Source organism: Pseudomonas sp. B7, assembly GCF_016735645.1.
In the GTDB taxonomy this organism is placed as follows: domain Bacteria; phylum Pseudomonadota; class Gammaproteobacteria; order Pseudomonadales; family Pseudomonadaceae; genus Aquipseudomonas; species Aquipseudomonas glycinae.
Map to the genome: position 1 here is coordinate 1 of NZ_JAERRE010000011.1, position 21,505 is coordinate 21,505.

At 60.3% G+C, this 21,505-nt stretch carries 25 protein-coding genes; 16 read left to right on the plus strand and 9 right to left on the minus strand.

Annotated features, from left to right (window positions below; translation table 11 throughout):
- Nucleotides 1-253: 253 nt before the first annotated feature.
- The gene (locus tag JKA62_RS22940) at nt 254-1,474 is read right to left on the minus strand and encodes a CaiB/BaiF CoA transferase family protein (protein WP_011331835.1); all 1,221 of its coding nucleotides are present in this window, start codon (nt 1,472-1,474) and stop codon (nt 254-256) included.
- A gap of 13 nt (nt 1,475-1,487) precedes the next feature.
- Nucleotides 1,488-2,669 carry an acyl-CoA dehydrogenase gene (locus JKA62_RS22945; RefSeq protein WP_064379316.1) on the minus strand — a complete coding sequence of 394 codons (1,182 nt, stop codon included), beginning with the start codon at nt 2,667-2,669 and terminating at the stop codon, nt 1,488-1,490.
- A 158-nt stretch (nt 2,670-2,827) separates the two neighbouring features.
- Between JKA62_RS22945 and JKA62_RS22950 the strand changes: the two genes are divergently transcribed.
- The 10 genes from JKA62_RS22950 (at nt 2,828) to JKA62_RS22995 (ending at nt 12,670) form a co-directional block, all read left to right on the plus strand.
- Nucleotides 2,828-3,727 (plus strand): LysR family transcriptional regulator, encoded by a 900-nt coding sequence (locus tag JKA62_RS22950; protein ID WP_201819601.1) that lies wholly within the window; start codon nt 2,828-2,830, stop codon nt 3,725-3,727.
- Nucleotides 3,728-4,161: 434 nt separating this feature from the next.
- A complete protein-coding gene (locus tag JKA62_RS22955) occupies nt 4,162-5,283 on the plus strand; it encodes a Re/Si-specific NAD(P)(+) transhydrogenase subunit alpha (RefSeq protein WP_011331831.1) in 1,122 nt (373 codons plus the stop codon).
- Nucleotides 5,284-5,298: 15 nt separating this feature from the next.
- The gene (locus JKA62_RS22960; RefSeq protein WP_003220416.1) at nt 5,299-5,619 is read left to right on the plus strand and encodes an NAD(P) transhydrogenase subunit alpha; all 321 of its coding nucleotides are present in this window, start codon (nt 5,299-5,301) and stop codon (nt 5,617-5,619) included.
- The gene (locus JKA62_RS22965; protein ID WP_011331830.1) at nt 5,619-7,052 is read left to right on the plus strand and encodes an NAD(P)(+) transhydrogenase (Re/Si-specific) subunit beta; all 1,434 of its coding nucleotides are present in this window, start codon (nt 5,619-5,621) and stop codon (nt 7,050-7,052) included. Before JKA62_RS22960 ends, JKA62_RS22965 begins: the two co-directional genes overlap by 1 nt.
- 214 nt (nt 7,053-7,266) lie before the next feature.
- Nucleotides 7,267-8,760, plus strand: a complete 1,494-nt coding sequence (locus tag JKA62_RS22970; protein WP_201819604.1) for an acetyl-CoA hydrolase/transferase family protein — start codon at nt 7,267-7,269, stop codon at nt 8,758-8,760.
- Nucleotides 8,761-9,081: 321 nt separating this feature from the next.
- Nucleotides 9,082-9,297, plus strand: a complete 216-nt coding sequence (locus JKA62_RS22975) for a DUF1127 domain-containing protein (RefSeq protein WP_007911656.1) — start codon at nt 9,082-9,084, stop codon at nt 9,295-9,297.
- Between the two features lie 333 nt (nt 9,298-9,630).
- Entirely contained in the window at nt 9,631-9,948 is a 318-nt protein-coding gene (locus JKA62_RS22980; protein WP_007953908.1) for a DUF2388 domain-containing protein, read from the plus strand.
- A 107-nt stretch (nt 9,949-10,055) separates the two neighbouring features.
- The gene (locus JKA62_RS22985) at nt 10,056-10,364 is read left to right on the plus strand and encodes a DUF2388 domain-containing protein (RefSeq protein ID WP_011331827.1); all 309 of its coding nucleotides are present in this window, start codon (nt 10,056-10,058) and stop codon (nt 10,362-10,364) included.
- A gap of 27 nt (nt 10,365-10,391) precedes the next feature.
- Nucleotides 10,392-10,712, plus strand: a complete 321-nt coding sequence (locus JKA62_RS22990; RefSeq protein ID WP_011331826.1) for a DUF2388 domain-containing protein — start codon at nt 10,392-10,394, stop codon at nt 10,710-10,712.
- Nucleotides 10,709-12,670 (plus strand): DUF7844 domain-containing protein, encoded by a 1,962-nt coding sequence (locus tag JKA62_RS22995; RefSeq protein ID WP_201819607.1) that lies wholly within the window; start codon nt 10,709-10,711, stop codon nt 12,668-12,670. The genes JKA62_RS22990 and JKA62_RS22995 overlap by 4 nt, the downstream gene beginning before the upstream one ends.
- Nucleotides 12,671-12,738: 68 nt before the next feature.
- Here JKA62_RS22995 and JKA62_RS23000 read toward each other — a convergent pair whose 3' ends face one another.
- The 3 genes from JKA62_RS23000 to trpB form a co-directional block, all read right to left on the minus strand.
- The gene (locus tag JKA62_RS23000; protein ID WP_201819610.1) at nt 12,739-13,146 is read right to left on the minus strand and encodes an anti-virulence regulator CigR family protein; all 408 of its coding nucleotides are present in this window, start codon (nt 13,144-13,146) and stop codon (nt 12,739-12,741) included.
- A 122-nt stretch (nt 13,147-13,268) separates the two neighbouring features.
- Entirely contained in the window at nt 13,269-14,081 is an 813-nt protein-coding gene (gene trpA / locus JKA62_RS23005) for a tryptophan synthase subunit alpha (protein ID WP_201819613.1), read from the minus strand.
- Nucleotides 14,081-15,328 (minus strand): tryptophan synthase subunit beta, encoded by a 1,248-nt coding sequence (gene trpB, locus JKA62_RS23010; protein WP_064379337.1) that lies wholly within the window; start codon nt 15,326-15,328, stop codon nt 14,081-14,083. Before trpB ends, trpA begins: the two co-directional genes overlap by 1 nt.
- Before the next feature lie 112 nt (nt 15,329-15,440).
- On the opposite strand from trpB, the gene JKA62_RS23015 reads away from it, so the two are divergent.
- Entirely contained in the window at nt 15,441-16,358 is a 918-nt protein-coding gene (locus JKA62_RS23015) for a LysR family transcriptional regulator (RefSeq protein ID WP_011331821.1), read from the plus strand.
- Here the strand turns inward: JKA62_RS23015 and JKA62_RS23020 are convergent.
- Nucleotides 16,331-16,657 carry a DUF883 family protein gene (locus JKA62_RS23020; RefSeq protein ID WP_011331820.1) on the minus strand — a complete coding sequence of 109 codons (327 nt, stop codon included), beginning with the start codon at nt 16,655-16,657 and terminating at the stop codon, nt 16,331-16,333. The two genes, JKA62_RS23015 and JKA62_RS23020, sit on opposite strands and share 28 nt — an antisense overlap.
- Nucleotides 16,658-16,813: 156 nt before the next feature.
- On the opposite strand from JKA62_RS23020, the gene JKA62_RS23025 reads away from it, so the two are divergent.
- Nucleotides 16,814-17,029 (plus strand): dodecin, encoded by a 216-nt coding sequence (locus JKA62_RS23025; protein ID WP_005783406.1) that lies wholly within the window; start codon nt 16,814-16,816, stop codon nt 17,027-17,029.
- Between the two features lie 128 nt (nt 17,030-17,157).
- On the plus strand, nt 17,158-17,382 hold the full coding sequence (locus tag JKA62_RS23030; protein ID WP_011331819.1) for a DUF1161 domain-containing protein: 225 nt from the start codon (nt 17,158-17,160) through the stop codon (nt 17,380-17,382).
- A 62-nt stretch (nt 17,383-17,444) separates the two neighbouring features.
- On the opposite strand, the gene JKA62_RS23035 is transcribed toward JKA62_RS23030, so the two are convergent.
- A complete protein-coding gene (locus JKA62_RS23035) occupies nt 17,445-18,446 on the minus strand; it encodes an LLM class flavin-dependent oxidoreductase (protein WP_011331818.1) in 1,002 nt (333 codons plus the stop codon).
- A gap of 243 nt (nt 18,447-18,689) precedes the next feature.
- On the opposite strand from JKA62_RS23035, the gene JKA62_RS23040 reads away from it, so the two are divergent.
- Complete coding sequence (locus JKA62_RS23040) at nt 18,690-19,121, plus strand: OsmC family protein (protein WP_011331817.1); 432 nt, start codon at nt 18,690-18,692, stop codon at nt 19,119-19,121.
- A gap of 112 nt (nt 19,122-19,233) precedes the next feature.
- Entirely contained in the window at nt 19,234-19,473 is a 240-nt protein-coding gene (locus tag JKA62_RS23045) for a DUF1161 domain-containing protein (RefSeq protein WP_007953935.1), read from the plus strand.
- A 6-nt stretch (nt 19,474-19,479) separates the two neighbouring features.
- On the opposite strand, the gene JKA62_RS23050 is transcribed toward JKA62_RS23045, so the two are convergent.
- Together JKA62_RS23050 and JKA62_RS23055 are read right to left on the minus strand one after the other, a co-directional pair.
- Complete coding sequence (locus JKA62_RS23050; protein WP_011331816.1) at nt 19,480-19,899, minus strand: PA0061/PA0062 family lipoprotein; 420 nt, start codon at nt 19,897-19,899, stop codon at nt 19,480-19,482.
- 40 nt (nt 19,900-19,939) lie between these two features.
- Nucleotides 19,940-20,362: a PA0061/PA0062 family lipoprotein gene (locus JKA62_RS23055; RefSeq protein ID WP_011331815.1), complete on the minus strand. Its 423-nt coding sequence runs from the start codon at nt 20,360-20,362 to the stop codon at nt 19,940-19,942.
- A gap of 57 nt (nt 20,363-20,419) precedes the next feature.
- On the opposite strand from JKA62_RS23055, the gene JKA62_RS23060 reads away from it, so the two are divergent.
- A complete protein-coding gene (locus JKA62_RS23060; protein WP_041475096.1) occupies nt 20,420-21,505 on the plus strand; it encodes an aminopeptidase in 1,086 nt (361 codons plus the stop codon).

A 21,505-nucleotide genomic window follows, 5' to 3' on the forward strand; every position in this document is an offset into this window, starting at 1 on the left:
AGACCGGCATTTCCAACTCCTTCCAGTCTTCGATGAACTGAAGCAACCCGCTTCGAAACCTACTTAACTCATTGAATCTCAAGGAGTTTTCCGTTTCGACTGCGCCGGAAGTGGGGCGAATTATAGAGACTCAGAATCTGCCGTCAACCCTTAATTTCGCTTTTCTTTCAATAAGTTGCGGACAGGCCAAAAAACACTCAAGACCCTCTATATAAAAGAAGGATTCAGCACCCCTTCTTTATAGAGAGAACTTTCAGAGCACTCCATCCTCTTTCATCGCAGCCACTGCTCCAGCTCCAAGACCCAGCACCCGCTGCAAAACCTCCAACGTATGCTCGCCCAACAAAGGAGGCGCATGGCGATACTCAACAGGCGTCCGCGACAACCTAATCGGACTGGCCACCTGCGGCACCATCCCCGCCAGCGCGTGAGGCAGCTCAATCGCCAACCCGCGAGACTTCACCTGTGGATCCTCGAACACCTGTGACAGATCATTGATCGGTCCACACGGTACACCCGCCTGCTCCAGCTGAGCCACCCACTCAGCGGTCGTCTTGAAGACTGTTGCCTGACGGATCAACGGAATTAGAACAGCCCGGTTCGCCACTCGCAGCTTATTAGTCGCAAAACGCGGATCGTCCGCCCACTGCGGCTGCCCCGCCACTTCGGCAAATTTACGGAACTGCCCGTCGTTGCCCACCGTGAGAATGAAGTCGCCGTCAGCCGTAGGAAAATCCTGATACGGCACGATGTTCGGATGCGCATTCCCCAGCCGCTTCGGCGCAGTGCCCGTCGTCAGGTAATTCATCGCCTGGTTGGCCAGACATGCCACCTGTACATCCAGCAGCGCCATGTCGATATGTTGCCCACCGCCATCGTGATCACGATGAGCCAGCGCCGCCAGGATCGCCACGGTCGAATACAGGCCCGTCAGGATATCGGTCAGCGCCACACCCACTTTCACCGGCCCGGCCCCCTCATCACCCTCGGGTCGCCCGGTCAGACTCATGAGCCCGCCGAGACCCTGAATCATGAAGTCATAACCCGCACGCTTGGCATACGGTCCGGTTTGACCGAAACCGGTGATCGAGCAATAGATCAGATCTGGATTGATTGCCTTCAGCGACTCGTAATCCAGGCCGTAAGCCGCCAGGCCACCCACCTTGAAGTTCTCGATCAGGATGTCGGACTTGGCTGCCAGCTCCCGAACCAGCTTCTGACCTTCGGGACGCGTGAAGTCGATCGTCACCGATTGCTTGTTGCGGTTGGCCGACAAGTAGTAAGCCGCCTCGCTGGTGTTCTCGCCATAGGCGTCTTTAAGGAAGGGCGGCCCCCAGGCGCGAGTGTCGTCACCATTACCCGGGCGCTCGACCTTGATCACTTCCGCCCCAAGATCAGCCAGAATCTGACCAGCCCATGGGCCGGCCAGCACTCGCGATAAATCCAGTACCCGTAGATGCGACAGCGCGCCCATGGTCGCTCTCCTGTTAATAGAACGCCTGCAGGCCGGTCTGCGCACGACCGAGGATCAGCGCGTGAACGTCGTGAGTACCTTCATAGGTATTCACCACTTCCAGGTTGACCAGGTGACGGGCCACACCGAACTCATCAGAGATCCCGTTGCCGCCCAACATGTCACGCGCCATGCGGGCGATCTCGAGAGACTTGCCGCAAGAGTTGCGCTTCATGATGGATGTGATTTCAACCGCAGCAGTGCCTTCGTCCTTCATGCGACCCAGACGCAGACAGCCTTGCAGTGCCAAAGTGATCTCGGTCTGCATGTCAGCCAGCTTCTTCTGGATCAACTGAGTGGCAGCCAACGGACGACCGAACTGCTGACGATCCAGGGTGTACTGGCGAGCGGTGTGCCAGCAGAACTCGGCAGCACCCAGCGCCCCCCAGGAGATGCCATAACGTGCGGAGTTGAGGCAGGTGAACGGACCTTTCAGTCCACGCACATCCGGGAAGATGTTCTCTTCCGGCACGAACACATTGTCCATGACAATTTCGCCGGTGATCGAAGCCCGCAGGCCGACCTTGCCGTGAATCGCCGGAGCGCTCAGGCCTTTCCAGCCCTTCTCCAGAACGAAACCACGGATGTCGCCGGCATCGTCTTTGGCCCAGACCACGAACACATCGGCGATCGGGCTGTTGGTGATCCACATCTTGGCGCCGGTCAGGCTGTAGCCGCCTTCCACTTTGCGTGCACGCGTAATCATCGCGCCCGGGTCGGAACCGTGGTTCGGCTCGGTCAGACCGAAGCAGCCAATCCACTCGCCGGAAGCCAGCTTCGGCAGGTACTTCTGTTTCTGTGCTTCGGTACCGAATTCGTTGATCGGCACCATCACCAGCGAAGACTGCACGCTCATCATCGAACGGTAGCCAGAGTCGACACGCTCGACCTCACGGGCAATCAGGCCATAGCTGACGTAGTTGAGGCCGCTGCCACCGTACTGTTCGGGGATGGTCGCGCCCAACAGGCCAACCTCACCCATCTCACGGAAGATCGCCGGATCGGTCTTCTCATGGCGGAAGGCTTCGAGAACGCGCGGCGCGAGGCTCTGCTGGGCGAATTGCTCGGCAGTGTCGCGGATCATGCGTTCTTCTTCAGTCAGCTGTTGATCCAGCAGCAGGGGATCGATCCAGTTGAAGCTAGCTTTGCCGCCCATGAGTGAGTCCTCGCAAATCGGGTGAATTAACGTGGCATTGATCCTAGGCCCGCTTCGCCATCCCGGCAAACGAGGTTTTCGCATCCTGTTGTGCTAATTTCTCACTCCGAAACGTCGCGAAATGCCGATTGAGCGATGTATTAGTGAGGTTGACGTACATGCGCCGCAAGATACCCAGCACCACCGCCCTGATCAGCTTCGAAGCCGCCGCCCGTCACGAGAGCTTTACCAAGGCCGCCGAAGAACTTTCCCTCACTCAAGGCGCCATTTGCCGACAGATTGCCAGCCTGGAGGACTTCCTCAGCGTCGAACTCTTCCGACGCTCGCGTCGCGGAGTGAAGCTGACCGAAGCAGGTCTTTCTTACAGCCGTCGAGTAGCGACCCAGCTTGATGCCGTTGAGCGTGACACCCTGTCGGTCATGGGCCAGCAAGGTACCAACGTGATCGAACTCGCTGTGGTGCCCACCTTCGGCACGCAATGGCTACTGCCAAGGCTCAAGGATTTCCAGCTCAAGCACCCCGAGGTTACGGTCAACCTGACCAACCGCACCCGCCCGTTCCTGTTTGCCGACACTGACTTCGATGCCGCCATCTATTTTGGCGATGCCGACTGGTCCGGTACCGAATCCCACAGGTTGATGGGCGAGAATCCGATGCCGATATGCAGTCCCGCCCTGCTCGGCAACAAGACGCATCTGACACCTGATGAGATCGCCGATCTGCCGCTGCTCCAGCAAACCACCCGCCCCTACGCCTGGCGACAGTGGTTCAACTCGCAACACCTGAACATACCCCGCGACATGACAGGTCCGCGCTACGAGCTATTCTCCATGCTGGCCCAGGCCGCCATGCACGACATGGGCCTCGCGCTGATCCCACCGTTCCTGATTCAGCGCGAACTGGCCGAGAAACGCCTGGTCATTGCCAACCCGAACGCGCTCTCCAGCATCAAGGCGTATTACTTGATGATTCCGGAGCGAAAAGTCGAATCAGCGTCACTCAAGGCTTTTCGCGACTGGTTGGTGAGCCAGGCACACAGCTACAACCTAGAAGAATAAAGGGCTACAGCGATTGCTGACCCCGTAGTCAGAAAAACCAAAGCCCTACAGATATAACTATTTGTCGCAAATAGACAGACTGTATCCGAAAGTCGTACAGACGTCCCACAAGCGCCTGCCGACGTGGCTTTGCGCCCTCATTCGCGACTCATTGCGGCCTATTCACGTCACCGATGAGAAAAATCTTCAAATTCTTCCAGACTCCTTGAAAGGCACGGCCTGCAAGGGATTCAACTGGCCATCTGCGACATTCGGTCACGGGATGACTTGTAGTTAATTTTCCGTCACCCGTCATAATCCCTTGAAGGGTATAAACTTCGCCTGCAAAATGCCGCGCCCCGCCCTGATTTGGCGGGATCGTGCTGATCGGCCGCCCCAGTCGCACCATCCGTAGTGCATGGGTTTACTCAATAAGATCACGCAGGAGATTTGACGTGCACATTGGTGTTCCTCTCGAAACCCAGACCGGTGAAACACGGGTTGCTGCAACCCCGGAAACCATTAAAAAGCTGATCAGCCAAGGTCATAAGGTCACTGTGCAAACCGGCGCCGGCGTTAAAGCCAGCGTTGTCGACAGTGCCTATGAAGCGGCAGGCGCAACCATTGGCAGTGCCAATGACGCGTTTGGCGCCGAGCTGATTCTCAAAGTGGTCGCGCCAAGCGATGCCGAACTGACGCTGATCAAGCGCGGAACGGTGCTGGTGGGCATGCTCAACCCGTTCAACAACGACACCATCGCGAAGATGGCCGAGTGCGGGATTACCGCGTTCGCCCTGGAAGCGGCGCCACGCACCTCCCGGGCCCAGAGCCTCGACGTGTTGTCGTCCCAGGCGAACATTGCCGGCTATAAGGCGGTACTGCTGGCCGCCCACTACTATCCGCGCTTCATGCCGATGCTGATGACCGCTGCGGGCACCGTGAAAGCGGCGCGCGTGCTGATTCTGGGGGCTGGTGTGGCCGGGTTGCAGGCGATTGCCACGGCGAAACGTCTGGGTGCCGTCATCGAAGCGTCCGACGTACGTCCGGCCGTGAAGGAACAGATCGAATCCCTCGGCGCCAAGTTCGTCGACGTGCCTTACGAAACCGATGAAGAACGCGAATGCGCGGTCGGCGTCGGCGGTTACGCACGCCCGATGCCGGCGAGCTGGATGCAGCGTCAGGCCCAAGCCGTGCACGAGCGCGCCAAGCAGGCTGACATCGTCATCACCACCGCACTGATACCGGGCCGCAAGGCACCGACGCTGTTGAGCGCGGACACCGTGGCGCAGATGAAACCCGGCTCGGTGGTCATCGACCTCGCTGCAGCCCAGGGTGGCAACTGCCCGCTGACCGTGGCCGATCAGGTCGTGATCGAGAACGGCGTGACCATCGTCGGCCCGACCAACCTCGCCGGTGAAGTCGCCGCAGACGCCTCGGCGCTGTATGCACGCAACCTGCTGGACTTCCTGAAGCTGGTCTTCACCAAAGAAGGCCAGTTCGAAGTAAACCTCGAAGACGATATCGTCGCCGCGTGCCTGATGTGCCGCGACGGCCAAGTCATCCGCAAAAACGCCTAAGCAGGGATTCAGACGATGGAAGAGCTTATCTCCCCCGGTATCTACAACCTGATCATCTTCGTGCTGGCGATTTATGTCGGTTACCACGTGGTCTGGAACGTTACACCCGCGCTGCACACGCCGCTGATGGCAGTAACCAACGCCATTTCGGCGATCGTGATCGTCGGCGCCATGCTCGCGGCTGCACTGACCGTCACCCCGCTGGGCAAGACCATGGGCACCCTCGCCGTGGCACTGGCCGCGGTCAATGTGTTCGGTGGCTTCCTGGTCACCCGCCGCATGCTTGAGATGTTCAAGAAGAAAGCCCCGAAAGCAAAAGAAGAGGCGCCTAAGTAATGAGCATGAACCTCGTCACGACGCTCTACCTGATCGCATCGATCTGCTTCATCCAGGCCCTCAAAGGCCTGTCGCACCCGACCACGTCGCGCCGCGGCAACCTGTTCGGCATGCTCGGCATGGCGCTGGCAATCATCACCACGATCGGCCTCATCTATAAGCTGGGCGCTGAGCTGGCGACCGCAGGCATCGGTTATGTAATCGTCGGCCTGCTGATCGGCGGCACCGCCGGTTCGATCATGGCCAAGCGCGTTGAAATGACCAAGATGCCGGAACTGGTTGCGTTCATGCACAGCATGATCGGCCTGGCAGCGGTGTTCATCGCCATTGCGGCCGTGGTCGAGCCGCAGTCGCTGGGCATCGTCAAGCAACTGGGCGACTCGATCCCGGCGGGTAACCGTCTGGAGCTGTTCCTCGGCGCAGCCATCGGTGCAATCACCTTCTCCGGTTCGGTGATCGCTTTCGGCAAGCTGTCGGGCAAGTACAAGTTCCGTCTGTTCCAGGGTGCACCGGTACAGTTCAGCGGTCAGCACAAGCTGAACGCGGTACTGGGTCTGGCGACGCTGATCCTCGGCGTCACTTTCATGCTGACCGGCAACCTCGCCGCGTTCGCACTGATGCTGGCCCTGGCGTTCGTCATGGGCGTGCTGATCATCATCCCGATCGGCGGCGCCGACATGCCGGTGGTGGTGTCGATGCTCAACAGCTATTCCGGCTGGGCAGCGGCGGGGATCGGCTTCTCGCTGAACAACTCGATGCTGATCATTGCCGGCTCCCTGGTGGGCTCCAGCGGTGCGATCCTCTCGTACATCATGTGCAAGGCGATGAACCGTTCCTTCTTTAATGTACTGCTCGGCGGTTTCGGCAATACAGCAGACGCCGGTCCTGCCGGCGAGAAAGAAGCCCGTCCGGTGAAATCCGGTTCGGCTGACGACGCGACTTTCCTGCTGACCAACGCTGACACCGTGATCATCGTTCCGGGTTACGGCCTGGCGGTGGCTCGCGCGCAGCATGCCCTGAAAGAGCTGACCGAGAAGCTGACCCACCACGGCGTGACCGTGAAGTACGCGATCCACCCGGTGGCCGGTCGGATGCCTGGCCACATGAACGTACTGTTGGCCGAGGCCGAAGTGCCGTACGACCAGGTGTTCGAAATGGAAGACATCAACTCCGAGTTCGGCCAGGCCGACGTGGTGCTGGTGCTCGGCGCCAACGACGTGGTCAACCCGGCCGCCAAGAACGATCCGAAATCGCCGATTGCCGGCATGCCGATCCTCGAAGCGTTCAAGGCCAAGACCATCATCGTCAACAAGCGCTCGATGGCCAGCGGCTATGCCGGCCTGGACAACGAACTGTTCTATCTGGACAAGACCATGATGGTGTTCGGCGACGCGAAAAAAGTCATCGAAGACATGGTCAAAGCGGTCGAGTAACCCTCGCCGGCAACACCGAACGCCCCGACTTGTCGGGGCGTTTTTGTTTGCGCAAACCGTCGGACAATTTGCCGCGTTGTTGCAGATCCAGTAACGGTGTTTTACTTGAAACCCGCTAAATAGACGCCTCGTTTGCGACCTTGGTAGCGGGACAGGCGCTCGCGAAATTCACTAGACTGCGCATCCTGCTACTCGCTGCCCGAGAAAATAATCCATGTACCGTGACCGTATTCGCCTGCCTTCGTTGTTGGATAAAGTGATGAGCGCCGCCGACGCCGCTGCGCTGATTGAGGACGGCATGACCGTCGGCATGAGCGGCTTCACCCGCGCTGGCGAAGCCAAGGCCGTGCCCCATGCGCTGGCCGAGCGAGCCAAGGTCACGCCGCTGAAGATCAGCCTGATGACCGGCGCCAGCCTGGGCAACGATCTCGACAAGCAACTGACCGAGGCCGGCGTCCTGTCCCGGCGCATGCCGTTCCAGGTCGACAGCACCCTGCGCAAGGCGATCAACGCCGGCGAAGTGATGTTCATCGACCAGCACCTGTCGGAAACCGTCGAGCAACTGCGCAACCAGCAACTGAAACTGCCAGACATCGCCGTGATCGAGGCCGTGGCCATCACCGAACAGGGCCATATCGTGCCGACCACTTCGGTGGGCAACTCGGCGAGCTTCGCGATCTTCGCCAAACACGTGATCGTCGAGATCAACCTGGCGCACAACGCTAACCTGGAAGGTCTGCATGACATCTATATTCCAACCTATCGTCCGACCCGCACCCCGATCCCGCTGGTAAAAGTCGACGATCGCATCGGCAGCACCGCGATCCCGATCCCGCCGGAGAAAATCGTCGCCATCGTCATTACCCAGCAGTCGGACTCGCCGTCCACCGTGTCATCGCCGGATGTCGATACCAAAGCCATCGCCGATCACCTGATCACCTTCCTCAAGCAGGAAGTCGATGCCGGGCGCATGACCAACAAGCTCGGCCCACTGCAGGCCGGGATCGGCAACATTGCCAACGCGGTGATGTGCGGCCTGATCGATTCGCCGTTCGAAGAACTGACCATGTATTCCGAAGTGCTGCAGGACTCGACCTTCGACCTGATTGATGCGGGCAAACTGAGCTTCGCCTCGGGCAGTTCGATCACCCTTTCGGAGCGGCGCAACAGCGACGTGTTCGGCAATCTGGAGAAGTACAAGGACAAGCTGGTACTGCGTCCCCAGGAAATCTCCAACCACCCTGAAGTGGTGCGACGCCTGGGTATCATCGGCATCAACACGGCCCTTGAGTTCGACATCTATGGCAACGTCAACTCCACCCACGTCTGCGGCACGCGGATGATGAACGGCATCGGCGGCTCGGGCGACTTCGCGCGCAACGCACACCTGGCGGTGTTCGTGACCAAGTCGATCGCCAAGGGCGGCGCGATTTCCAGCGTGGTGCCGATGGTCAGCCACGTCGACCACACCGAGCATGACGTCGACATCCTGGTGACCGAGGTGGGCCTGGCCGACCTGCGCGGCCTGGCGCCACGGGAACGCGCCCGGGTCATCATCGATAATTGCGTGCACCCGGATTACCGCCCGGCGCTGAACGATTACTTCGAAAAAGCCTGTGCGATCGGCGGCCACACCCCGCACATCCTGCGTGACGCCCTGAGCTGGCACATCAATCTGGAAGAAACCGGACGCATGCTGGCGGTGTAATCCGCACAGATTTTCCGCTGGCGCAAACACAGTTTCGTCAGCGGAATTTTGAAAACCGCCGCAGCCGTCAAAAACTGTACTGCTGTACCGGTCGTTTCCTACGGCTTTTACCTACTCGAATCATCGAACTGGGTAAAAATGCACCAAATAAGCGCAGACAGGTACAGTTTGCGCAATTTTGACCCGTACACCCCCTATAAACAGTTAACTGGTCACTCACAATACAGGTGAACTGTATCTAGAGAGTCTGGCCAAACGAGAGGATCATGGGCACCAGTTAAACCACTACCTAATCCCGCCACAAGCGGAAGGATGTCAACCATGGAACGTACACTCAGTTCCGAACTGTTCTTCGAAGACAAAGCTGTAAACACCCAGGCTTCCCTGCCTCTGCGCGTAATCGCCAATCTGATGCTGTGGCAGCGCCGCATCTCCAGCCGCCACCAACTGGCTCGCCTGGATTCGCGTCTGCTGGCCGATGCCGGTATCAGCGAAGCACAACGCTACGAAGAGCTGAGCAAGCCGTTCTGGCGCTAATCAGCGTCGCTGGCTCTGGTCGCTAGACCCACCGCCAGCAACCCGAATTGAACACACAAGACCCGTCGCGGGAAACCGCGACGGGTCTTGTCGTTTCAGGGCAGAAAAATCTGAATATCCAGCCCGAAACACCAGACAGGAACAGTTCCCTAAAAATAGATTAATAACAAGTACAGTTACGCAAAATGTGTTCAGGCCAGCATCCTGACCACTGTGCGGATTCCCCACGGAGGCCTAAGATCCATGCAGAACGTGGCGAATGCTGTGCGACTGGCGTCTGACCTTCAGACACCGAGCCACCTCTCAATACGGTTTATCCACAGGAGTTCTCCCATGTCCCGTCTTCGTCTGCTCAGCGCCGCAGCCCTGCTGGCCGTCGCTGCCAACGCCAGCGCCACCAGCTTCATCGTGACCACCGACGCCGTGGTTGGCGCGCTGAAGTCCTCTTCCGATGCCACTTCCGATGTCACCTCGTCCTTCCGTGACGACAAGATCGTGCTCGCTGCCCGTGACGACGCTGCCAGCTTCGTAGCCAGCGAAGGCGAAATCCGTGGCGTGAAACTGGAGAGCGCTCTGGATCACATCCGTCATCAGGCTCCGCAACTGAACGCGACCGACGCACAGTTGGCCCAAGCCATCCTGACGATCTAAGCGACAGAAACATCGCGGGGCACGCCGGTCGTGTCCCGATGCTTCGGCGCTGGCTCTAGTCCGGGCATTGCGCTAGCCTTGGGACTCGCCAACAACTGCCGAGTCTCATGCGTTTTCTTACAAATCTGCTTATCCCCTCTGTACTGATCACCGCCTGCTGGGTTCCTCTGGCAGACGCCTTCGATGTGTCCACGCAGAACACCGTTGTCAGCGTCTGGGCCACCGGCATGGTGTCTTCCGCGCCGTTCGACCGTAAACTGATCGTCGCCGCGCACGACGATGCCGCAGCGTTCGTTGCCAGTGACGGCCAGATGCGCGGCGCACAGCTCGAATCCGCCCTGCATTACCTGCGCAAGAGCCGGCCAAAACTTCATGTCAGCGACCTTGAACTGGCACAGGCAATTCTCGTCCAATAGTCATCCCTGTCCTTTCGGAGTCGTTCCATGCGTAGCCCGCTGATTGCTGCCACCCTTGGCCTGCTGTTGTTGGCCGATATGGCCCAGGCGCACACCCTGGTAGCCACCAGTAACATCATCGTCCGCGCCTCCCAGCGCACCATCGATTTCACTTCCGACACCACTACGTCGATTCGCGATTCGAAAATCATCCGCGAAGCCCACGACGACGCTGCCAGTTTCGTGGCCAGCGACGGTGATATCCGTGGTGCAAACCTGGAAGCGGCCTTCAATACCTTGCGCACCCGCGTACCGGAAGCCCGCGACGCCAGTGATCAGGTACTCGCCGAAGCCATCCTCGCACTGTGAGGTCACTCGGCGCCTGGCTGCTGGCCGGGGCGTTGTTGCTGCTTGGCAACAGCGCCCACGCCGGCCTGCAATTGCGGCTCAAGACCGATGGCTTGAGCCCCGCCCAACAACAGGCCAGCCAGGCGCTGCTCGATGAAGCCATGCAGGCATTGCCGCCGAGCTTCATCGAACGCCTGGACCGGCGCATCGATGTCGGCTGGACCGACGACATGCCCGGCAACGCCTATGGTCAGGCGACGCTCGTCTCCGAGCTGGACCTGAACCGCAAACTGCTCGCCAGCCTCACCGATGGCAGCGCGGCCACTCAAAAAACCAATCGCCCCCACGGCACTGTACGCCGGGAACTGCTGGCCACGGTGCTGCACGAAATCACCCACATTTACGATCGCGCGCGCTTGTGGCCGGCGGCCGAACGCACGCTGATCCAGCGCTGTACCCGCCGCAACAACAGCGCCGGGCTGATCGGCATTCCCGATGAGTGCCGCGGCCAGAACGGTCGCCGCTTCACCCTCAGCGATGATCCACGCCTGCTCGACCTCGCCGGCTGGCAGCAATACGTCGGCCGTCGTGGCGAACGTGAACAGCACAACCGGCAGATCGCCCGCAGCCCCGACCTCTACGAAATCTCCAGCCCGAAGGAGTTTGTCGCGGTCAACATGGAGTATTTCCTCCTCGACCCGAGCTACGCCTGCCGCCGCCCGGCGCTGTATCGCTATTACCAGCAGCACTTCGGCTGGGCACCGCCGGCCAAGGATGCGTGCGCCAAAACCTTCGCCTTCCTTAACGCCGGCAACGACTTTGCCAAACAGCCCCTGGGCCAGGTCGATCCGGAGCGCGTGTACGCGGTGGATTACCTGTTGGCCGAAGCCAACCAGAACTGGGTCAGCCGTTGGGGCCACAGCATGCTGCGTCTGGTGATCTGCGCACCGGGCCGACCGCGCGGGCCGGACTGCCGACTGGATCTGGACCAGCATCTGGTGCTGTCATACCGCGCCTTCGTCGGTGACGTACAGCTGTCGAGCTGGGACGGGCTGGTCGGTAAATACCCGTCGCGTCTATTTGTGTTGCCGCTGGCGCAGGTGATCGACGAATACACCAAGACCGAACTGCGCAGCCTGGCGTCGGTGCCTCTGAATCTCTCGCGCAGCGAAATCGAGGGCGTGGTCGAACACGCCGCCGAAATGCACTGGAGCTACGACGGCAATTACTTCTTCCTCTCCAACAACTGCGCGGTGGAAGGCCTGAAACTGCTACGCAGCGGCAGCAACAACGCCCGGCTCACCGGCCTCGACAGCATCATGCCCAACGGTTTGCTGGAAGTGCTGAAGGGCCGAGGCCTGGCTGACACCAGCGTGCTCGATGATCCGAAAGAGGCGTTGCGCCTGGGTTATCGCTTCGACTCGTTCCGTGATCGTTATCAGGCGATGTTCGATGTGTTGAAGAAGCAATTGCCGATCAAGCAGACAACCGTTGAAGAATGGCTTTCGCTGTCCGCCGAAGAGCGTCGCCCATGGTTCGAACGGGCTGACCTGCGCACCAGCGCCGCGCTGCTATTGCTGGAGCAAGCCAGCTTTCGCCGCCAACTGTTGCTGGCTCAGGATGAGGTCAAGCAACGCTACCTCGGCGCCCGGGAGCTGGAGAACGGTGGCATGGACAAGGCCAACGCGACCTTGCAGCAGATCCTCGCCAACAGCGGCTTCCTCAGCCGGCCGGCAGAACTGCTCGACTCCCGAGGTTATGGCCTGCCGCAACCGAGCGAGTTCAGCCGCCTGGAAGCCGAAAGCAGCCAGCGCCAGAAACAATTGCTGGCACTGACCGGCGATCTCGATAAGGAAGTACGCGCGTTGCTGGAGCCCAAACGAGCAGCCGAGATTGCGGCCAGCGAGGCCAACGTAAAGCAGATCGGCGAGCATCTGCGTAAATTGCACAAGGCCTCGGGCGGACTGGAGTTGCCCTGAAAAACAACGGCCCCGAAAACAAAAGACCGCAGCCTGTGAAGGCTGCGGTCTTTTTTATTGCCTGACGATCAGTACAGAACGCCATCCAGCACTTCGTAAACGATCCCAGTGCCCACCGCGATCAGCACGATGTCACCGCCGGCGCGACGCCATTCATAACCCGGGTAATACGGCAGGCGACTCAACGCCCGATTATCCAGCCGCTCGCCGTAATAGCCATGGGGCAGCGGTCGGCCACGTACCAGGTGGATGCCTGGAGGGGGCGGCGCACCACGAACGAAGTAGCCATGATTGTCACGGATCACCTGACGCACCGGGCCGAAGTCCCGAGGCGGCGGGCCGCCGCGATTGTCGTAGTGGCCCTGCTGCGGGCCGCCGTGGTCGTGATCGTCGCGCGGATCGGCGCTGGCCAGCAGCGGCGCTGCGCTGATCATCAGCACGCCCAGACTGGCAATCAGACGTTTCGGCATTTTCATCGGATCTTTCCTCATTGCACTGACAGCAAAAAGGGGTTCAGAACCTGGCTCTGAACCCCTCGGTCTTGCTCAATTAGTCTGTGCCGCGAGGCCCTAATTCCTCTGTATCAGGAACTTTACCTTCAGCTGACGCGAGCCTTACGCACGCCTTCGGACAGCGCCGAGCACAGGCTCAGCACGCCGTCGATGGCCTGGTCCGGTGTGGTCGCGTTGGCGATGTGATCGATCAGTGCCGAACCCACCACCACACCGTCGGCCAGACGCGCAATGGACGCGGCCTGCTCCGGCGTGCGGATACCAAAACCGATGCTGATCGGCAGATCGGTATGACGACGCAGACGCGCCACCGCTTCTTCGACGTGTTCCAGAGTCGCCGCGCCGGCACCGGTCACACCGGCAACCGACACGTAGTAAACGAACCCGGAGCTGCCATTCAGCACTTTCGGCAGACGCGCATCATCGGTGGTCGGCGTGGTCAAACGGATGAAGTCGATGCCCGCCGCCTGGGCCGGGTCGCACAGCTCCGAGTTGTGCTCCGGAGGCATGTCGACCACGATCAGGCCGTCCACGCCCGCCTCTTTGGCTTCGGCGATGAAGCGCTCGACGCCGAACTTGTGGATCGGGTTGAAGTAACCCATCAGCACCAGCGGCGTGTCGCTGTTGTCCTGGCGGAACTCGCGGACCATTTGCAGGGTTTTCGTCAGGTTCTGCTTGGCGCCCAAGGCACGGATGTTCGCCAGCTGAATCGCCGGGCCGTCGGCCATCGGGTCGGTGAACGGCATGCCCAGCTCGATCACGTCGGCACCGGCTTTCGGCAGGCCTTTGAGGATCGCCAGCGAGGTGTCGTAGTCCGGGTCGCCAGCCGTGACGAAGGTCACCAGGGCGGCGCGGTTCTGTTCCTTGAGTTCGGCAAAGCGGGTTTGCAGGCGGCTCATCAGTGTTTCTCCTGCTTGGATTGCTCTTGTTGAGAGTGTTCCATGTGGTGCATGACGGTCTGCATGTCTTTGTCGCCGCGACCGGACAGGTTGACCACCATCAGGTGATCCTTCGGCAGTTTCGGTGCGCGTTTGAATACTTCGGCCAGGGCGTGGGCGCTTTCCAGTGCCGGGATGATCCCTTCCAGGCGGCAGCACTGGTGGAATGCGGCGAGGGCTTCGTCGTCGGTCACCGAGGTGTACTGGACGCGGCCGATGTCATGCAACCACGCGTGCTCAGGGCCGATGCCCGGATAGTCGAGGCCGGCGGAAATCGAGTGGGCGTCGATGATCTGACCATCGTCGTCCTGCAGCAGGAAGGTGCGGTTGCCGTGCAGCACACCCGGTACACCGCCGTTGAGGCTGGCCGCGTGCTTGCCGGTCTCGATGCCGTAACCGGCGGCTTCGACACCGATGATTTCAACGCTCTTGTCGTCGAGGAACGGGTGGAACAGGCCCATGGCATTGGAGCCGCCACCGATGCACGCCACCAGGCTGTCCGGCAGGCGGCCTTCCTGGGCTTGCAGCTGATCGCGGGTTTCCTTGCCGATCACCGCCTGGAAGTCGCGAACCATGGCTGGATAAGGGTGCGGACCGGCCACGGTGCCGATCAGGTAGAAGGTGCTGTCGACATTGGTCACCCAGTCACGCAGCGCTTCGTTCATTGCGTCTTTCAGGGTGCCGGTGCCGGCGACCACCGGGATCACCTCGGCGCCCAGCAGCTTCATGCGGAACACATTGGCCTGTTGGCGTTCGATGTCAGTGGTGCCCATGTAGATCACGCAGTCCAGACCGAAACGCGCAGCCACGGTGGCGGTGGCCACGCCGTGCATGCCGGCGCCGGTCTCGGCGATGATGCGTTTTTTGCCCATGCGCCGCGCCAGCAGGATCTGGCCGATGCAGTTGTTGATCTTGTGCGCGCCGGTGTGGTTCAGCTCTTCGCGCTTGAGGTAGATCTTGGCGCCACCGCAGAACTCGGTCAGGCGCTCGGCGAAATACAGCGGGCTCGGACGTCCGACATAGTCACGCTGGAAGTAGGCCAATTCTTCTTTGAACGCCGGATCTTCCTTGGCCGCTTCGTATTCGCGGGCCAGGTCGAGGATCAACGGCATCAGGGTTTCGGCAACGTAACGGCCGCCGAACGAGCCAAACAGGCCGTTGGCGTCAGGGCCGTTACGCAGATCGGAGGTGTTCGAAGTCTGGGTCATGGTTCGCTCCAGCGGATTTCACGAGAAGACAATGGCGTTCACTGTACCCCTGACCTTCCAGGCTGAAAACCGATAAGATCGCCACAACCTGTCAGGAAAACTCACAGATATCATGAGCCATGACCTTCCCCCGCTGAACGCCCTGCGCGCCTTCGAAGCCACCGCCCGCCTGAACAGCGTGAGCCAGGCTGCGGAGCAACTGCACGTCACCCACGGCGCGGTCAGCCGCCAGCTCAAGGTGCTGGAAGAGCATCTCGGTGTCAGTCTTTTCGTCAAGGACGGTCGTGGCCTGAAACTCACAGATGCCGGCATTCGCCTGCGCGATGCCAGCGGCGAGGCGTTCGACCGCTTGCGCAGCGTTTGCGCCGAACTGACCCAAAGCACCGCCGACGCGCCGTTCGTGCTCGGTTGCTCCGGCAGCCTGCTGGCGCGCTGGTTCATTCCGCGACTGGGACGCTTGAATGCCGATCTGCCGGACTTGCGTCTGCACCTGTCAGCCGGCGAAGGCGATCTCGATCCACGACGCCCGGGGCTGGATGCATTGCTGCTGTTCGCCGAGCCGCCATGGCCGGCAGACATGCAAGTCTATGAGCTGGCCAGCGAGCGGATCGGCCCGGTCATGAGCCCGCTGTTCAGCGGCTACCAGCGCCTGCAATCAGCACCGCCCATCGCCCTGCTCGACGAACCCTTGCTGCACACGACTTCACGCCCGCAAGCCTGGCCGAGCTGGGCGCAGCAGAGCGGCCTCGACGCCAAGGCGTTGAAACTGGGGCAAGGTTTCGAACACTTGTATTACTTGCTGGAAGCGGCCGTCGCCGGCTTGGGCGTGGCAATCGCGCCAGAACCGCTGGTGACCGAAGACTTGAAGGCCGGACGCCTGGTTGCGCCGTGGGGTTTCAGTGAAACCTCGGCGCAACTGGCGTTGTGGCTACCCAAGCGCGCCGCAGACGGACGCGCCCGGCAATTGGCGCAGTGGCTCAGAAACGAGCTGCGCCAGGCGGATCACTCGCCGCGCTTGAACAGCAGATAAGCGGCCAGCAGACCCAGCGCACCGACCGCCACACCGGCAGTCGTCCACGGGTGTTCCTGCGCGTAATCGCGGGTGGCGATCCCGGTCTCGCGGGTTTTGACTTTGACTTCTTCGTAGGCATCGCTGAGCAGGCTGCGCGAATGTTTCAGCGCACTTTCGGCATTGCTTTTAAGCGCCTTGAGGGTCTTGCGCGACTCGTCAGAAGCGTCGTCCTTCAGGCTTTCCAACGACTTGAGCAGACTCTCGATCTCCGCTTCCATGCTTTGCAACGAGGCTTTGCGTAACGAGGTGTTGGCCATGGTGGCTCTCCTGCATTGGTGATGAGTGGCGTGTGTTGGTTGGGACTTCAGCGTTTCTGGAAAGTGCAGAAAATCTGAACTTCCTCTCGCCCGGATCGCCGAAATCAACACGGCAAATCGCTGCTAGGCTCAATTGCACACTTCAAGGAGAACACCATGAGTGACCATCACACCTACAAGAAAGTCGAGCTGGTCGGTTCGTCCACCACCAGCATCGAAGACGCGATCAACAATGCGTTGGCCGAGGCCAACAAGAGCATCAAGCATCTGGAATGGTTCGAAGTGACCGAAACCCGCGGCCACATCAAGGACGGCAAGGCGGCGCACTTTCAAGTGACCCTGAAAGTAGGGTTCCGGATTGCCAGCAGCTGAGTTTGGTCTACGCTTCTGAACTTGCGCGCTGGCCGAGTGCCATAGGAATGGCAATGCGCTACGAGGTGAGCGCATCGAGCGAATGGCTCGATGCCCGCCTTAATTAATCCGACCAGGGAGTGCGACCGATGAAGAAGTTGATATTGGCAGTAGGTTTGTTGAGCCTTGCGGGTGGTGCGTTTGCTGCCGGCAAGCCTTGTGAAGAACTGAAGGCAGAAATTGCGGCCAAACTCGATGCCAAGGGCGTTTCCGGGTATTCCCTGGAGGTTGTCGACAAGGGTGCAGCCAGTGGCGGCAAAGTCGTCGGCACCTGCGAAGGCGGCGCCAAAGAGATCGTCTACACCCGCGGCTGATCACCTCGGAAAAACAAAAGCCGACGCTATGCGTCGGCTTTTTTGTGCACGGCTATCGGGGCTCAGCCCTTCATCACCTGCGCCAGCAGCTCGTAGGAGTGCAGGCGATCGGCGTGTTCGTACAGGTCGCTGGTGAAGATCAGCTCATCAGCCTGGGTCTGTTCGATCAGCACTTCGAGTTTCGCGCGGATTTTCTGCGGACTGCCGACCATCGCCAGACCGAGGAAATCCCCCACCGCCTCACGCTCGTGGGGCAACCACAGGCCGTCCATGGTTTTTACCGGCGGACGCTGCACCAGACTTTGCCCACGCATCAGCGCGAGGATTCGTTGGTACACCGAGGTCGCCAGGTAGTCGGCCTGTTCATCAGTGTCCGCGGCCACCAGCGGCACGCCGAGCATCACGTACGGCTTATCGAGTACCGCTGACGGCTTGAAGTGATTGCGGTAGACGCGAATCGCCTCGTGCATGAAGCGCGGAGCGAAATGCGAGGCGAAGGCGTAGGGCAAACCGCGCTCGCCGGCCAGTTGCGCACTGAACAGGCTGGAGCCGAGCAGCCAGATCGGCACATTGGTGCCGGTGCCCGGCATCGCGATCACGCGCTGATCAGGGGTGCGCGGCCCGAGATAGCGCGCCAGTTCAGCCACGTCTTCAGGGAAATCATCGGCGCTGCCGGAGCGCTCGCGGCGCAGGGCACGGGCAGTCATCTGATCGGAACCCGGTGCACGGCCCAGGCCGAGGTCGATCCGACCCGGATAGAGGCTTTCAAGGGTGCCAAACTGCTCGGCGATCACCAGCGGCGCATGGTTGGGCAGCATCACACCGCCAGAGCCGACCCGGATGGTCGACGTGCCGCCGGCCAGATAGCCCAGCAACACCGAGGTGGCGGAACTGGCGATGCCATCCATGTTGTGGTGCTCGGCGACCCAGAACCGGGTGTAGCCGAACTTTTCGACGTGCTGTGCCAGATCCAGCGAGTTGCGCAGCGACTGGGCCGGGCTGCCGTTCTCGCGCACCGGCACCAGGTCGAGGGTGGAAAACTTTACGTCGGACAGTTGCTTCATAAACCTGCATCTCCGATTGAGGGCGCAGGTGTGTTCTTGGCGAACGCAAACCTGCCCAATTCATAAGCGTGTTCTGTGCAATGAGGGCATATACCCGAGTTTCAATAGCCGATCCGAAATTTCCTACTAAAAAAGTCAACGATTTACTTGGGCTGAACTTTGTTCCGGCGTCTATCCTCAGAAGCCTTGCAGGCAAAAACCACGACGGCGCGGCGTTTCGCGCCCGATTTGAAGGAGGCACACATGGCTATCGTGAAGAAGGCATCCGCGCATTGGGAAGGTGACCTGAAAACCGGCATCGGCTCGATTTCCACCGAAACCGGCGTCCTGCGTGAAGCGCCCTACGGCTTCAAGGCGCGCTTCGAAGGCGGCAAGGGTACCAATCCGGAAGAACTGATCGGCGCTGCCCATGCGGGCTGTTTCTCCATGGCGTTCTCGATGATTCTCGGTGACGCCGGGCTCAAGGCCGACAGCATCGACACCCAGGCCGAGGTCACGCTGGATCAGGTGGACGGCGGCTTTGCAATCACCGCGGTGAAATTGATCCTCAAGGCAAAAATTCCGGGAGCGACCCAGGCGCAGTTCGAGGAGCTGAGCAACAAGGCCAAGGAAGGTTGCCCGGTGTCCAAGGTGCTGAATGCGAAAATCAGCCTGGACGCTTCGCTAGTGAGTTAAGACGATTCAATCGCTTGAGCCGAATCAGAACCCGCCAGGCAAAAATGTGGTCGAATAAATGACAGCAGCTTTCGCGCATCTTCATGCGCGCTGCTTAGATGGAGCTTCAACCATGAAACGTTTTGCCTTGGCGGTTATCTGTGGCGTGCTGGCAACGTCGGCCTTCGCAGCGCCCAAAGACTGCGAAGAACTCAAGCAAGAGATCGAAATCAAGATTCAGGCGAATGCCGTGCCCTCCTACACCCTGGAGATAGTCTCCAAAGAGGAGGCTGAGAAACACGACATCGCCATGATCGTCGGCACCTGCGACAACGGCACCAAAGCCATCATCTATCAGAAGAACGACCGCTGATACGCCTCAGATGATGCAGTTGACTTCGCGATCCTCGGCGACGATTTCCCGCTTGTCGTTATACAGGCGGGCACTCGGGGTGAAGGCCAGAGAACGGCCTTCCAGCCTGTAGCGCTGCCCCGCTTCGAAATGATCGTAGCGGATGGTCAGATAACACAGGCGCTCCACCGGGCCGGTCATCAGGCTGCCACCTCCCCCGAACACTTCAAAATCGAAGCGCACCCGCAACTCGTGGCTGCCGGGCGTTACCTGGAAGAAACGCCCGTCAGTCAGCCGCTGGTTGTCGAGACGCTCGGCCATCAGCAACTTACCGCCCGGGGACGGCGTGGAGAATTCGACCCAGGCCATGTTCGGATCGGCGGGGGGCAATGGTGTCTGGCAACCGGCGAGCAGGCCGGCGGCGAGCAACAGCATCAACGTGCGCATGATGAATGTCCGTGAGTTCGGACATCCAGCATAACGCCGATCAGGTTCGCTGGCAGCCTGCCGGCGTGCCCTGGCCCACCACGTTGCGTTGTTGATCGTAGAGTTTGGCCCACGGGCGGAAACCGATGCTTCCCGCCTGCAACTGATAACGCTGGCCGGCGTTGAAATCCTTGAATTTCACGCTCAACTGACAATCACGCCATAGCGGCTCGGCATCCGGGCCGATGTTGGTCGCCTCGACCGGAAATTGATAACGCACCCTCAGCTCATGGCTGCCGGGCTGCACTTCGAAGTAACGATGATCGACGGAAGCCTTGTTGTCGACTTCCAGCGCCTGGAGCGCCGTGTCCTGTTGCCGGGCATCCAGATCGATCCAGGCTTGCGAGGGGTCAGGGGTCGGCATTCCGAATCCGGCACAACCGGCCAGCGTCAGCACGCTTCCTGTCAGTATCAACATGCGCATAGCGGAGCTCCAATGGGCGGGATAGTCTTGGGCAGACTTTCCGGGGGATTTCTTATTTTGATCAGGCCGCTTCCAAGCCATGGGTTACTTGATCGCGTTTTGCGGGTTTTGTTTCCGGGTGTGATGATTTTGTTGCTCAACGGTTGCTCAAGCCTGAGCTATTACGGCCAGCTGGCCAGCGGTCAGCTGCAGCTTTTGCGGGCGCGGGAGCCGGTGGCCAAGGTGATCGCAGACCCGGCTCGCGATGCCAAGCTGCGCACTCACCTGGCCCAATCCCAGAAAGCCCGGGCCTTCGCCAGCGAACACCTGCACCTGCCGGACAACCAAAGCTATCGCCTTTACGCCGATATCGGTCGGCCGTTTGTCGTGTGGAATGTGTTCGCCACCCCGGAGTTTTCCCTGAGCCCGCAGAACCATTGCTTCCCGATTGCCGGTTGCGTGGCCTACCGCGGCTATTACAGCCAGAGCGCGGCGCGGGGCGAAGCTGCGATTCAGCGCCTGCAAGGCATGGACGTGTCGATCGGCGGCGTCGAGGCCTACTCGACCCTCGGCTGGTTCAACGACCCGATCCTCAATTCGATGATGGGCTGGGGCGACGAGCGTCTGGCGACGCTGATCTTCCATGAACTGGCCCACCAGCGTTTCTATGTGAAGGACGACACCGAGTTCAACGAGTCCTTCGCGACCTTCGTCGAGCAGGAAGGTACGCGGCAGTGGCGAGCGTTTCGCGGCTTGCCCCCGGAAAACGACTCGAAGCTCAAGCAGCGCGATCAATTCATTCAGTTGATCCTCGATACCCGTTCACGCCTTGAAAAACTCTATGCACAACCATTGGCGACAGCGCAGATGCGCGAACGCAAGGCGGCGGAGTTCGAACGGTTTCGACACGACTACCGAATGATGCGCGATGGCCAGTGGGCCGGAGACAAACGTTATGACGCCTGGGTCAATGCGCCGTTGAACAACGCACGGCTGTTGCCGTTCGGGCTATATGACCAATGGGTACCGGCGTTTGCGGCGTTGTTCGGGCAAGTGAAGGGAGATTGGCCGCAGTTTTATGCGCGGGTCGAACAGCTGGGTAAATTGCCGGCGGACAAGCGCAAGGCAGCACTGCGTGAGCTGGCTGCCCTTCGCCCGGATTGA